The sequence below is a fragment of the Limnospira indica PCC 8005 genome (assembly GCF_000973065.1).
Classification (GTDB): Bacteria; Cyanobacteriota; Cyanobacteriia; order Cyanobacteriales; family Microcoleaceae; genus Limnospira; species Limnospira fusiformis.
Window position 1 is genome coordinate 3,147,372 of sequence record NZ_FO818640.1, and the last position, 14,707, is coordinate 3,162,078.

The 14,707-nt window shown below is 40.0% G+C and carries 7 protein-coding genes; 6 read left to right on the forward strand and 1 reads right to left on the reverse strand.

Annotation, left to right across the window (positions count from 1 at the left end):
• Positions 1–20: 20 nt before the first annotated feature.
• Positions 21–1,235 carry a glycosyltransferase family 4 protein gene (locus XZ46_RS13750; RefSeq protein ID WP_006670207.1) on the reverse strand — a complete coding sequence of 405 codons (1,215 nt, stop codon included), beginning with the start codon at positions 1,233–1,235 and terminating at the stop codon, positions 21–23.
• Positions 1,236–1,318: 83 nt separating this feature from the next.
• Between XZ46_RS13750 and XZ46_RS13755 the strand changes: the two genes are divergently transcribed.
• The 6 genes from XZ46_RS13755 to XZ46_RS13780 all read left to right on the forward strand — a co-directional run bounded on the left by XZ46_RS13755 (position 1,319) and on the right by XZ46_RS13780 (position 14,685).
• Positions 1,319–2,338 carry an Npun_R2821/Npun_R2822 family protein gene (locus tag XZ46_RS13755; protein ID WP_006625324.1) on the forward strand — a complete coding sequence of 340 codons (1,020 nt, stop codon included), beginning with the start codon at positions 1,319–1,321 and terminating at the stop codon, positions 2,336–2,338.
• A gap of 438 nt (positions 2,339–2,776) precedes the next feature.
• Positions 2,777–2,974 (forward strand): hypothetical protein, encoded by a 198-nt coding sequence (locus XZ46_RS13760; RefSeq protein WP_006625323.1) that lies wholly within the window; start codon positions 2,777–2,779, stop codon positions 2,972–2,974.
• A gap of 55 nt (positions 2,975–3,029) precedes the next feature.
• Positions 3,030–3,977, forward strand: coding sequence for a glycosyltransferase family 2 protein (locus tag XZ46_RS13765; protein ID WP_006625322.1), 948 nt, complete (start codon positions 3,030–3,032; stop codon positions 3,975–3,977).
• A gap of 272 nt (positions 3,978–4,249) precedes the next feature.
• Positions 4,250–10,087 carry an AAA family ATPase gene (locus XZ46_RS13770; protein WP_008051253.1) on the forward strand — a complete coding sequence of 1,946 codons (5,838 nt, stop codon included), beginning with the start codon at positions 4,250–4,252 and terminating at the stop codon, positions 10,085–10,087.
• A 58-nt stretch (positions 10,088–10,145) separates the two neighbouring features.
• Positions 10,146–13,349: a PAS domain S-box protein gene (locus tag XZ46_RS13775; protein WP_008051254.1), complete on the forward strand. Its 3,204-nt coding sequence runs from the start codon at positions 10,146–10,148 to the stop codon at positions 13,347–13,349.
• A 94-nt stretch (positions 13,350–13,443) separates the two neighbouring features.
• On the forward strand, positions 13,444–14,685 hold the full coding sequence (locus tag XZ46_RS13780) for an MFS transporter (RefSeq protein WP_006625318.1): 1,242 nt from the start codon (positions 13,444–13,446) through the stop codon (positions 14,683–14,685).
• Positions 14,686–14,707 lie beyond the last annotated feature (22 nt).

Below are 14,707 nucleotides of genomic sequence, written 5' to 3' on the forward strand. Positions count from 1 at the left end.
TAACTTTATGGTGATGACCTTCAACCGATGAGGACTTGTTCATAGCGCTGACCTGCTCGTTCCCAAGTATATTCAGTTTCGATGAGCGATCGCGCTTTTTGAGAAAGTTCTTGTCTGAGATCTGGGTTTTCAAACAGCCTGGCTATCTGTTGGACATATTCCTCAACTGTGTTAGCTCGTAAAGCCCGCAGTTCGACTCCTTCACCATCGACGGCTAAACCTTCTAAACCGCGATCGCTCGCTACCAAGGGAACTCCGGCAGCCATAGTCTCTAGGGTTTTATTTTTGATGCCGAACCCGGTTCGCATTGGGATTACACAGACTGTGGCTTTATGTAAATATTCTGCCATTGAAGGTACACGACCCGTTACGTTTACCCCTGGACAATAGGCTAGTTCTAACACTTCTGGTACGGGTCTGGCTCCTACGATAGTAATGGTGGTATCTGAAGCGCGTTTTTGGATCTGGGGTAATATCTCTAGGGCGAGAAATCTAGCCGCGTCAATGTTGGCTATGTTGTCCATGGCTCCGACAAAGATGAGTTGATGTCCACCTGGGTCGAAAGTTCGATAGGGAAACTGCTCAAAGTTTACGCCATTTGGGATAATTTCCACCTTCGCTATGGGGTTAAAGTGTTGCATCTGTTCCCCGTCTTCGGGAGTGGTGGCAACAATGGAGGAAAATTTGGTACAATATTGTTGCTCATAACGATAAAGTAGGGGAAGGTTAAGGCGATCGCGTAGGGGTTTCTCTGCCGTTTGAGTCTCTAGCTGCTGCCGACAGGTTGCATAAACTGAACTGTGGACATTAACGACTGTTTTTAAGCGGTCTTTCCATTCGGGGCGCACATAACTCTCATTAATGCTATGTTCGCAGGTGATGACATCATAGCCTTCGTCTTCAACTACTTGATCAATCCACTCCTGCATATCCACCGAGTAGGTTGCTCTAACATTGGGAGGAGTGCCACTGAGTAGGAATTGGCCAAATCGAGAGATTTTGCCGAAAATGCCCCAGTTTGCTTCTGCGGGTTCACTTCTGGGAAACACCTGGAGCCGATCTACGCACTGACTGAGTTCTTCAATGTCATCATCAGTGACATCAGAGGTGCGTTGTGTTACAAGAGTAATAGGGTGTGTCTGGCTCAAAAATTTGAGTAGGTTAAAGGTACGGACTTGGGTTCCACCTTTGGTAGGAGGATAGGGGAATGTGGAAGAAATCATTAAAATTTTCATCGGCATTTAAGTTGATGGGAAAGTCTCAGTAATTAACTGGGTAATTGTTAATTCAAATTAGATCTGATTAAGGAGTTGACCCCATGGCATCTTGTGGTATATACACTTTAGCAAATGATGTGGTTTTCGATCAACTGGTAGCTTTTTTAAATAGCGTAGAGGTTAATGTGAGTCCAGATATACCTATTTGTATTATTCCCTATGATGACCGTATGGAGCAGGTAAAAAAGGAAATTGGCGATCGCCCTAATGTTAGCATTTATGAAGATCAGCAAGAGATCCAGCGCTGGCAGGATTTTGCTAAAGAAGTGTGGATTAACCATCCCCTAGCATTTCAGAAAAGTAATGCTCGCCTCATTGAATCAAGAATGCGTTTTCAGAGAAAAATGGCGGCTTTTCAAGGAGACTTTGACAAGTTTGTATTTTATGATGCTGATACTTTAGCGATGAAACCAGTAGATGATATATTCCTGAAACTAGATACCTATGATTTGGTATTTGATGATTGGGAACACGCCAAAACTAGATTGACCGCTCTTGATATCCCTCGGATTGAGGCGACAGGAGAGTTTACCGAATCCCAGATTAGACCTAAGTTGCACTGTTCCAGTTTTTTTGCTTCTAAAAAGGGTTTATTTTCTACAGAAAAGGTGAATCAACTAAAAAACCGTTTAATTGAGGATAGAGAAATTGAGTGGATCAATGGTATATCAGATGCTTTTTTATTTAGCTATTTAACACTGCGAAACCACTCTATTTTTAACTATACACTCAGTCCCAACGGTGAATATAGAACCGGAAACTGTGCTGATGCTGATCCGTTTGTGAACAAGGATAATGTTTTGTATAATGAGCAAGGCTTAAAGCCTATACATCGCATCCACTACATGAATTTTTCCTCCGCAGATTTTGCCAGAGTTAGTAGAGGAGAAGATGTTAATATTCCCCATCGTGATGTATTTCTACACTATCGTTTTCTGAAACAACCTAACGCCAAACCCAGTAATTTTGCCGAACCAGATTTATTGACCAAAATCGGACGTTTCAAAGATAAAGCCATCAAAAAAATACAACGTACCATCACTTACTTAGTTAACTGCTAAAGGGTGGTAATTTGTTGATTGTTGAAAATCCCAAAAAAGAGGTTGATCGTTGATGTTGGGTTTTTTCATACCGATTAAAAGTCGTAAGATATCTAAATCTTGGGATAATCTTTCTCTCCTACTGGAAAGAACTGCTAGGTCAATGTGTAATCAGACTCATCCTGATTTTCGGATAATTGTAGTCTGTCAATAAAAACCTAATATTAAGTTTCAACATCCGAATTTACACTACCTGACGGTGGATTTGAGTTTACCTGTACCGATAGTATTATTAGGAGTGATTTATATGATACCTCAGAGGAAACTTTAGCAAGAATTCCTGAGTCGATCACATCCCCTAGTCAAATTCCTAAAGATATTCATCATTTCTACTATTGTCATAATTATTTTACGAGGGGTGTAGAGTCGAAAGGATCCCACCTTGAGCGACTTCCTTTTGTGGGGTCTATTTATATTTTAGGAAATAGTGAAAATCTATCTTCGGAAGATTTCGTTAATATTGAAAAACGGAAAAATATGTCTCTGAAAGTTAGACTGCTAAACCTGAAAGCTAGTCTATTCGATTACCGAAAATTAACCCCGAAGATTCGAGAAGAATTTGGTCTTTATGATATTGAACTAATCAATCCCTGGTAGAAAAGACGAGGACATATTAAACTTGATCATGTCGAGTGAAAGTTAAGCTGATTCTGTGGCTAAAATTACCGTTTGTATTCCTACTTATAACCGGGTTAAGCTGTTACCGATCGCCATCGCCAGTGTTCTGGAACAAACCGAACAAGATTTCGAGTTAATTGTCTGTGATGACGGTTCGACTGATGGAACCGTGGAGATTATGTCTCGCTATGAAGACCCGCGATTGCGCTATATTCGCCATCAAAAAAATATTGGCAAAAGTAATAATATGCGATCGGGTTTTGATGCGGCTACGGGGGAATATTTTATTAAATTTGATGATGACGATCGCCTGACTCCAGAATTTCTCGAAAAAACCAGTGCCATTTTAGAGCAAAACCCTACCGTTGATTTTGTAGGGACTGACCACTGGATAATTGATATTAACAATAACCGAGACCAAACCGCCACAGATATTAACTCGGTCAAATGGGGACGCAGCCAACTCCCAGAAGGTATAGTTGAAAATCTCCTAGAAGTAGTATTTATTCAGCAAAGTTTTCAAATAGGAGCTACCCTCTGTCGTCGCCAAGCCTTAATTGATGTGGGGTATATGCGCCCGAATATTCAAAACTGCGAAGATAATGATTTATTAGTGCGTCTCGCCTTAGCCGGAAAGCAGGGATATTATATTCCCCAAAGGTTGATGGAATATCGGGTTCATGCTGAACAACAAGGGTTAAACCGGGCTATTCCTTATTTACGCGATCAAATCACTTATTTAGAAAATTTCCAATTCCCATCAGAAAAGCTGGAAACAATTAGGCGATCGCGCCTGGCTGAATCTCAACTTTTATTAGGGTTGCGAATGGTAGAAACTGGCGATACACAAGCCGGACGAGTCTTAATTGTAGCCGGACAATCAGCATCTCTCCCCAAAGCCTGGACAGGGTTGGCTATTTCTGTGCTTCCTCAACCTGTACGGAAACAAATCTTTACTCTTCTGCGGCGGGCTAAAAGCTAAAATCCTGCCTAGGAGTTGAGGCTGTGATGGGTTTTGGGTAAATCTACGCCACCAGCCCAAACCCAACAGCTATAAGAGATGGTATGGTTATAATTAAAGTGTTACGGCCCCAAAAAGCGTGGCTGATAACCTAAGCAGGAGTCAGTACGTTGCCATGGAGTTAGGGGGCTTCAGGCCTTTTTTCTGTGGCAGCATAGATATCGATCGCCATTTTAACTATTTGACTATTCATAAAACCATAAAAATCGAGAAACAACAGAAGCATTAAGGTTATGAATATTATTGCCAACTTACCCGGTTATAAAATCACAGAAGAGTTATACACAGGGAGTAGAACCCTAGTTTATCGAGGCATTCGTAGCAGTGACCAGCAACCTGTAGTTATCAAAATTTTACGACACGAATACCCTAGTTTTAACGAACTTGTCCAATTTCGCCATCAATATACTATTGCCAAAAATCTCGACTTTCCCAATATTGTTAAACCCTTGAGTTTAGAAGTATATGGTAATAGCTATGCTTTAATTATGGAAGATTGTGGGGGAGTTGCCCTATACCAATATTTAGAATCAGCCAGAAATAAACATACCAAATATCACTATTTTCATGTGGAAGATTTTCTAAAAATTGCCATTCAAATTGCCGACACTCTACATTATCTTCACCAAAACAGGGTAATTCACAAAGATATTAAACCTGCCAACCTTTTGATTAATCCTGATCATCAACAAGTTAAATTAATTGATTTTAGTATTTCATCCTTACTACCACGGGAAGCACCAGAAGTTAAAAATCCTCATATTTTAGAGGGGACATTATGCTATATTTCTCCAGAACAAACAGGTCGAATGAATCGAGGGATAGATTATCGAAGCGATTTCTATTCCCTGGGAGTTACCTGCTATGAATTGCTGACCGGAAAACTACCGTTTCAATCGTCAGATGTGATGGAGTTGGTACATTGTCATCTCGCCAAACAGCCCCCACCAATTCACGAAATTAACCCGAATATTCCTATAGTGATATCAGAAATTGTTAGTAAACTGATGGCGAAAAATGCCGAAGATCGCTATCAGAGTGCCTTGGGAATTAAATATGATTTAGAGGAATGTTTACATCAATTACAAGAAACCGGTAATATTGATAGCTTTGCGATCGCACAACAAGACATAAGCGATCGCTTTATGATTCCCGAAAAACTCTATGGTCGAGAAGCCGAAGTTCAGCAACTATTAGCCGCCTTTGATAGAGTCAATATGAATCAAACCGAAATGATGCTAGTGGCGGGTTTTTCCGGAATTGGTAAAACTGCAGTTATCAATGAAGTTCATAAACCCATAGTCCGACAAAGAGGCTATTTTATTAAAGGTAAATATGACCAATTTAATCGTCATATACCTTGGGCTGCCTTCGTGCAAGCATTCCGGGATTTAATGGGTCAAATTTTATCAGAATCTGATGCTAAAATTCAAACATGGAAAACCGAGATTCTGGAAGCAGTGGGAGAGAATGGTCAAGTTTTGATTGATGTTATCCCCGAGTTAGAAAAGATTATTGGTCCGCAACCACCAGCGGTAGAATTATCAGGTAATGCTGCTCAAAATCGCTTTAATCTACTGTTTCAAAAATTCCTGCAAGTTTTCACCAGCCAAGAACATCCCCTGGTGATATTTTTAGATGATTGGCAATGGTCAGATTCAGCATCATTAAACTTACTCCAACTATTGATGCAAGAGACTCAAGGATATTTGTTAATCTTAGGAGCCTATCGAGATCATGAAGTTTCACCAGTACATCCGTTTATTTTAACCGTTGATGAGATAATCCAAAGCGGAGCCACAGTTAATACAATTACCTTGTCACCTCTGCCAGAATTAGATATAAATCAGTTAGTAGCAGATACCCTGAATTGTCAATTATCTATGGCTAAATCCTTGGCTAAGTTAGTTTACCAAAAAACCCATGGTAATCCTTTTTTTGCCACCCAGTTACTCAAGGCTTTACATGATGAAAAATTAATTGTATTTGAGCAAAAAAAATCTTCATTTAAACCAGGATTCAGTCAAGGGGGATGGCAATGTGATATGGCGAAAGTGCAAGCCTTAACCCTTAGTGATGATGTGGTAGAGTTCATGGCATTACCATTGCAGAAATTGCCTAAAGATACTCAAGATCTTTTAAAGTTGGCTGCTTGTATTGGGTCGGATTTTGATTTAAATACTTTAGCAATTGTGAGTCAGAAGCCAACCCATGTAACGGCTGTAGCTTTATGGAAAGCATTACAAGAAGGCTTAATTATTCCGACCACTAAAATTTATAAATTTTTCACTCAATCCGAAAATCAAGAACTGTTTAATAGTGCAGCAAATCCCACTTATAGATTTTTGCACGATCGCATTCAACAAGCCAGTTATTCTTTAATTCCTGACCACCAAAAACAAGCCACTCATCTGCAAATTGGACAATTGCTACAGCACAACTTATCACCGACAGAAGTAGAAGAAAAATTGTTTGATATTGTGGGTCATTTGAATTTAGGTCATGGTTTAATAACTGATACCCAAGAACGAGAAACTTTAGCCCAACTCAACTTATCAGCAGCACAAAAAGCCAGAAATTCTACAGCTTATGTGGCGGCGAGAAATTTGGTGGAAACTGGACTAGAGTTGCTGGCGGATGACTGCTGGGAAAGTCAGTATCAACTGGCTTTAAATATGTATGTTACTGCGACAGAAACTGCCTACTTAAATGCTGATTTTGACACCATGGAAACCCTATCAAGTTTGGTGCAAAAATCATCTAAAAATATCCTTGATAAAGTCAAAATTTACGAGATTCAAATAAATGCCCTAACTGCTCAGAGTCGGATGTTAGAAGCGATCGCTGTAGCCGAAAATGCACTTAAAGAACTAGGAGTTGAGTTTTCGTCCCAACCAGATGAAGCCTTGACCGCGAAAACATTAGAAACTATTTCTCAGCAACTAGAAGGCAAAAAAATTGAGGATTTAGTGAACTTTCCAGTTATGGAAGATCCAGAAACCTTGGCGGCTATGGAACTATTAGGGATTTTGTTTGCTCCTATTTTTCTAGGAAATCCTACTATACTACCTCTGTTGGGGTTCACTATGGTTAGTTTATCTCTGAGGTTTGGTAATGCACCTACATCAACCATTGGTTATGCAATTTATGGTATGGTACTTTCTGCCTTTTTAGGAGAGGTTAAAAAAGGTTATAAATTTGGGCGAGTCGCCTTGATTTTACTGGATAAGTTTAATGTCCGAAAACTAAAATCTCTGACATTACTGCTATTTGGTACTTTTCTTCAGCATCGTCAAGAACCATTAAGATCCGCCATTCCCACCCTCAAAAATGGTTATATGGCAGCCATAGAAACTGGTCAAATTCTCTATGCTGGTTATAACATTTTTAACTACTTTTATGATAATTTCTTCGCGGGAGTGCGGCTAGATGATTGGGAAGCAGAAATTGACAATTACTGTGTAGTTTTAGAGAAAGCCAAACAAGATTCTCCCCTAACCTACCTGAAGATTAAAAAGCAGATGGTGTATAATTTTCGGGAAATTGTCGATTCACCATATTTATTGAAGGGGAACGACTACAATGAAATAGTGATGATTCCTAAGCATCATCATGATAATGAATTAACTGCTCTGGCTGTGGTCTATATCTATAAATTGATTCTTGCTTATCTATTTGGTGAATATCATCATGCTGGGGAATATATTGCCAAAGCTGATCAATATTTGATGGCAGTGGGAGGAACAATTTATATTCCGGTTTTCCATTTCTATGCTGGTTTAACCTATTTAGCTTTATGCTCCACGTCAAAAATTGACCAAGATTATAGTCTGGATATGGTTAAAAGTCATCAGAAAAAATTAGCGGAATGGGCAGAGTCTTCCCCCAATAATCATCAGCATAAAGTTGATTTGTTAGCGGCTGAAAAATGTCGATTCTTTGGAGAAAAAGCAGAGGCTATTGATTTATACGATCGCGCTATTACCGGAGCCAAAGACAACAAATATATCCAAGAAGAAGCCTTAGCTAATGAACTAGCGGCTAAATTTTACCTAAATTGGGGTAAAGCTAAAGTTGCCGCTGGGTATATGCAAGATGCCTATTATGGTTATGCTAAATGGGGTGCAAAAGCTAAGGTGGCGGATTTAGAAAAACGCTATCCTAAACTGCTGAACCCGATTTTACAACGACCTCGTGCTACTAATTTATTCAAGGAAACTATTGCCAGGGGTATGATGACTTCTACTCATACTTCTAGTAGCATTTCCGAAATCCTGGATTTAACAACTTTGCTGCAAGCATCTCAAGCTATTTCTAGTGAAATTGAATTAGACAAGCTGATTAGTAACTTGTTAAAAATAGTGATTAATAATGCGGGAGCTAATAAGTGTATATTGGTGCTAAAACAAGATGATAAATTTAATGTGGTTGCCATATTAGAACAAGGAAAATCACCGGAGATATTACCATCAATTCCCCTAGAAGCTAGTCAAGATTTGCCGATTAGTGTAGTTAATAATGTTCGCCGTACTGGCAAGTATTTAGTGCTGGCAGATGCCAGAATAAATCCCAGGTTTTATGCTGATACTTATATCCAAAATAACCATCCTAAAAGTGTTATCTGTATCCCGATTATCAACCAAGGTCAGTTGATGGGTATTTTATATTTGGAAAATAATTTAACTATAGGAGCCTTTACGAGCGATCGCGTTGAGTTGCTCAAATTTCTCTGTTCTCAAGCTGCCATTTCTCTGGAAAACGGGCGACTTTATGAGGAATCACAGACTTATAATCACAAACTAAAACAATATGTAGAAAAACTAGAATTAAGTGAAGCACGTTATCGTTATTTAGCCACTGCTACATCTCAAATTATTTGGCTGGCTAGTCCTGAAGGAGAAAACCTAGATACAGTTCATTGGATTGCATATACTGGACAAACCCTAGAAGAAGTCAAGGGAAGGGGATGGCTAAATGCCTTGCATCCTGATGATCTCCCTCACACTACTAAAGTTTGGCAAAAAGCAGTGGAAACTAAGAGTTTATATAAGACCGAATACCGCATTCGTGGCGCTGATGGTATTTACCGTTATTTTGCTGTTCAAGGAGTCCCTATTTTCGCCAAAGATGGTAGTGTGAAAGAATGGATTGGCACTTGCACTGATATTGATGCGCGCAGACGTGCTGAAAATAAACTGCGTGAAAAATCTCAGCAGTTGGAGCAAACTTTACAGGAACTGCAAACTATGCAACTGCAACTGGTGCAGAATGAAAAAATGTCAGCTTTAGGAAATTTAGTGGCAGGTGTTGCCCATGAAATTAACAATCCCGTGGGCTGTATTAAGTGCAATATTCCCCCGGTGATTAATTATATTAAAGACTTGTTGGGTTTGATTGATTTATACCAAGAAAAATATTCTGTGACTGATGATGAGATTCAAGATAAAATAGAATCCATAGAACTGGATTATATCCGAGAAGATTTGCCCAAATTAATTAGAGCAATGCGGGAGGCAGTCGGACGCATTCAAGATCTAAGTGTAAGTTTAAGAACTTTCTCCCGCGCCGATACTGATCGCCCGGTTGCTTGCCATATTCACGATGGCATTGATAGTACATTGATGATTCTGAAGCATCGCCTAAAAGCTAACCAGATGCGCCCAGAAATTCAAGTAATTAAGGAATACGGTAATCTACCCCATATTAAGTGTTATGCTGGACAGTTAAATCAGGTATTTATGAATATTTTAAGTAATGCTATTGATGCTTTAGATGAATCAAATAAAGGGCGAGATTATGGGGAAATTAATAATCATATTTTGGTAAAAACTGAGTTATCTGGTGACGGCAACTATGCCAGGATTCGGATTAAAGATAATGGCGTGGGTATCAGTGATGATGTCAAATTTAAAATATTTGAGCATTTATTTACTACCAAAAATGTGGGTAAAGGTACGGGTTTAGGATTAGCGATCGCTAGACAAATTGTGGTTGATAAACACTCAGGTATGCTAGAAGTAAATTCAACTTTAGGTGAGGGTACAGAATTTGTGATTTCTATTCCTTGTTAATCGTGTCAGATGGTTAATGATTGCCAATATTAGGTTCCTATATCAGACATATTTTCCCATGAAATTAAAGCAAAAAATCGCGGCTACCTATATTGCCACCCTAGGAATTGCTATCACCGGAACTACTATCGGTTTACTGGTAGGTAATTACTATGAAAAACCGGCTATAATCAACCGGGATGCTGTAGTTAACCAATACGCACTGCTCAACCATTTACAAGTTAAGATATTATACAACCGACCTAGTAAACAACTATCTCCATATCTGTCCGAACCAGAGGGTTTTCGGCAATCTGTTAATGCCTTTATGCAAAGGTTAGATGAAATTGATGATCTGCTAACAGAATATGAACAACTTGATCAAGATAAAAAAACGCCTGAACTGCAATTACTATTTTCTGAATATCAGGAAACTGTGGGGATTTTTGCCGAAAGATTAAACAGATTTGCTACAGCAGTAGAAGGATTAAATTTTGCCGATGACCAAATACAAGCTGCACAGCAAGAGTTAATTGCACTTATCCAAAGCCCAGAATTTGCTAATTTTATCGAATTACCCGACCAGCTAACTGAGGTAACCAATCGTACTAGAAAACAGCTAAAACTGGCAGAATTAGAGTTAGCAAAAGCCCAAAAAATGCGGAATTATATTGCTACCAATAGCCTGCTATTATCAGTGGCGATCGCATCCCTAGCCGGAATGCTTCTCAGTCGAGCGATCGCCCGTCAGGAAATAGCTAACCAAGCTGAACGCGAACGACTACAATTAGCTTTAGAATCTGCAAATATTGCCACTTGGGAATGGAACCCACAAACCCAACAAGTATATTTTGATAGTCGTTGGAAAACCATATTAGGCTACCAAAGTGATGAAATTAAGGATTCCCTAGAATCATGGGAAAGTCGTGTACATCCAGAGGATATAGAGTTAGTTCATGAACAAATCCAAAAACACATCCGAGGTGAAATACCAATTTATGAAAATGAACATCGCCTGCGCTGCAAAGATGGTTCCTATAGATGGAATTTTGCCAGGGGTAAAGTGGTAGAGTGGGATCAACAAGGAAAACCCATCAGGTTTATTGGCATTAATTATGATATTTCCGATCGCCAAGAAGCTGAAAATAAATTGCGTGAGAGTGAGGGAATTTGGCGCACTCTATGTGATGTGACTCCCGCTGCGATCGCCATGTTTGATACCCAGATGCGATACCTAGTCGCTAACCGGGCTTGGTATCAACAATATGGCTTAGAAAATCAAGAAATTATCGGGCGATCGCACTATGAAATTTTCCCCGATATTCCCCAACGTTGGAAAGATATTCATAGCCGTTGTTTAACAGGAGTAACCGAGAAATCAGAAGCCGATTTATGGATGCGTGATGATGGAGGTTCAGACTGGGTATGTTGGGAAATTCGTCCTTGGATTGATGGGAATGGTAACATTGGTGGCTTACTGATGTATACAGAAGTAATTACCGAACGCAAAGCCAATGAAATCACCCTTTCCGAACTTAGTAAACAATTAAAAAAAGCCCAAGAAGTTGCCCATTTAGGTTACTGGTCTTTTGATATTACCACCCAAAAAATTAGTTGGTCGGAAGAAGTTTTTCACATTTTTGGCTTAGACCCCGACCAAGGAGAGCCAAATTTTGAGCAAAATCTCCAACTTTATCACCCCGAAGATCGTGACTTCTTTTTACAGAGAGTTGGTGAAGCTAACCAAGGTATTCCTCAAAACTTTGATGCGCGTATTATCCGTCCTAATGGAGAAATTCGCTATATTAATAGTCGCATTGAATTAGAGTTTAGAGATGGTCAACTGGTGCGGATGTTTGGCATTGTCATAGATATAACCGATCGCCAAACAGAAGAAGCCTTACGTTCTCTACTCACCCGCACTCAACTGTTAAGTCATATTAGCACAGAAATTCGCAATTCCCTCGACTTAGATACAATTTTACAAAATGCAGTTAATGCAATTTTTGCGGAACTCAAAGTAGATATTTGTAGCTTTGGTTGGTATAACCATCATGATGATTCCGGTATATGGGAAGTAGTGACAGAGCAGAAAAAGCCAGGATTTACCAGTTGGCTTGGTCCTTATCAATTGAATGATTTTCCCCGGTTATTTGAAAAAATATTTAGGGAAGAATTTTATAGTTTGGATATTAGGACATCAGAAGACCAAAAAGAAGTAGATTTTTTTCAGGGAATGGGGATTACACTTTATTTAGCCTTACCCATTCATACAGAAAGCAAAATTGGGGCTTTTGAATTAGGTCGTAGCCAGGGAGATGCACCTTGGCAAGATGATGAAATTGACCTCTTAAAAAACATTGCTAATCAAGTGGCGATCGCTATTCAACAAGCCCAACTTTATCAAGAATCCCAAGCCAAAAGCCAAGAAATTGAACGTGCTTACCGAGAACTCCAAGACACCCAAATGCAGTTAATCCAATCAGAAAAAATGTCAAGTTTGGGTCAATTAGTTGCCGGGGTTGCCCATGAAATTAACAACCCGGTTAGTTTTATTTATGGTAACTTAAGCCACACATCCCAATATACGGAAGATTTATTATACCTACTCCAATTATATCAACAATCCTATCCAGAAACTCCCGCCAATATTGCCGATTTTATCGAAGAGATTGATTTAGATTTTATGAAAGAAGATTTACCCCAAATCATTAATTCAATGAAAACCGGAGCCGAGCGCATTCGTGATATTGTCAAATCCCTGCGAACCTTCTCGCGCTTAGACGAAGCCAAATTAAAAGCAGTAGACCTCCATGAAAATTTAGAAAGCACCCTAGTCATTTTACAAAATCGGTTAAATGGTAGAGCCGGAAATCCCCCCATAGAAGTGATTAAAGATTATGGTGATTTGCCAGATTATGAGTGTTATATTGGCTTGTTAAATCAGGTATTTTTGAATGTATTAGCCAATGCCATACAGGCTATTGAGGAGCGACACAATCATCAAACAGACGCTGACTATAGTGGTAAAATCACCATTACTACATCTTTAGATTCACTGGCTATATTCATTGCCATTAAAGATAATGGCATCGGTATGAGTCCAGAAGTTCAAGGCAAAATTTTTAACCCATTTTTCACCACTAAACCCATTGGTCAAGGCACAGGTATGGGATTACCCACCAGCTATCAAATTATCACCCAAAATCACCGAGGCGAGTTAAATTTTACCTCAGTGTTGGGGGAAGGAAGCGAATTTATGATTAAGCTACCCCTGAGTTGAGATAGCCTCTATCAAAAGTCTCAGATCCCCTTAATCCCCCTCAATCCCCCAGTGAAGACTCTATACTAATCACCATTGCTTATGGAGTTTTCCCTTGAATATCCTATTTATAATTAAAACCCGACAGCGACGCAGCCTGCTGATGCTGTTTATAGCGGGTCTATGTTTCTGGTCTGCCATTACTACATTGCTACCGACCCTCCCCCTGTATATTGCCTATCTGGGGGGGACTAAGCAACAAATAGGCTTAGTTATGGGGGCTTTTGCCCTAGGACTGCTACCCTCCCGCGTCTTCCTGGGTCCCCTAGCAGATAAACGAGGCAGAAAGCTAGTATTGCTGATCGGGACAATAGTCGCGACCGTAGCACCCCTTGGCTATTTATTCGCTGATTCGATGCCGTTAATGGCTTTATTAAGGGCTTTTCATGGCATCAGCATAGCAGCCTTTACCATTGGCTACACAGCCCTAGTCACAGATTTAGCCCCAGAAAACCGTCGCGGGGAAATAGTCGGTTATATGAGTCTGGTAGCCCCCATTGGTATGGCTATTGGTCCAGCTTTAGGCGGTTTTATCCAGGCGGGAATGGGTTATGGTCCTCTGTTTATCAGTGGTACTGTTTTTGGGCTATTATCACTTTTGGCAATTTCTCAGGTATTAGAAGCCTCAAGAAACCCAGAAACCAGCGACCAGTCACAAACAAAGGGATCACCCATAGCTAATTATCTCCAGCGTCTGGGAAGTCCAGCATTGAAAATCCCAGCCTTAGTTCTGTTGATGGTGGGGCTAATTTTCGGCACTTTAGTAACTTTTATCCCCCTATATATCCAAGATTCTGGGCTAAATCTCAATCCGGGGCTATTTTATAGCATGAAAGCGATCGCCAGTTTTGCCGTCCGTCTACCCATGGGTCGCGCCTCTGACCGCTATGGTCGGGGTATTTTTATCACCACAGGTCTGATATGTTATCTAGTTTCGATGTTCATCCTAGCGATCGCCAATAACAATTTTGATGTCTTGCTGGCTGGTTTATTTGAAGGTACAGCCGCAGGAATTACGATTCCGATGATGTTAACCCTAATCGCCGATCGCTGTTTACCCCAGGAAAGAGGCCAATTTTTCTCAATTTGTTTAGGGGGATTTGATTTAGGATTAGCCCTCGCCGGACCGATTTTCGGTTCCATCGCCGATGTGGTAGGATATCGTAACCTATTCACCATCAACACAGGTTTAGCCGCCGTCGCCCTACTATTATTTATCACCCAGTCTAGTCGCAACCTGCGCGAATCTTTCCGATTTGCTGTTGGTCGTGGTAAAGATAGTTATGCCATTAACTGATACTTCCTCAATAGCGAACCCC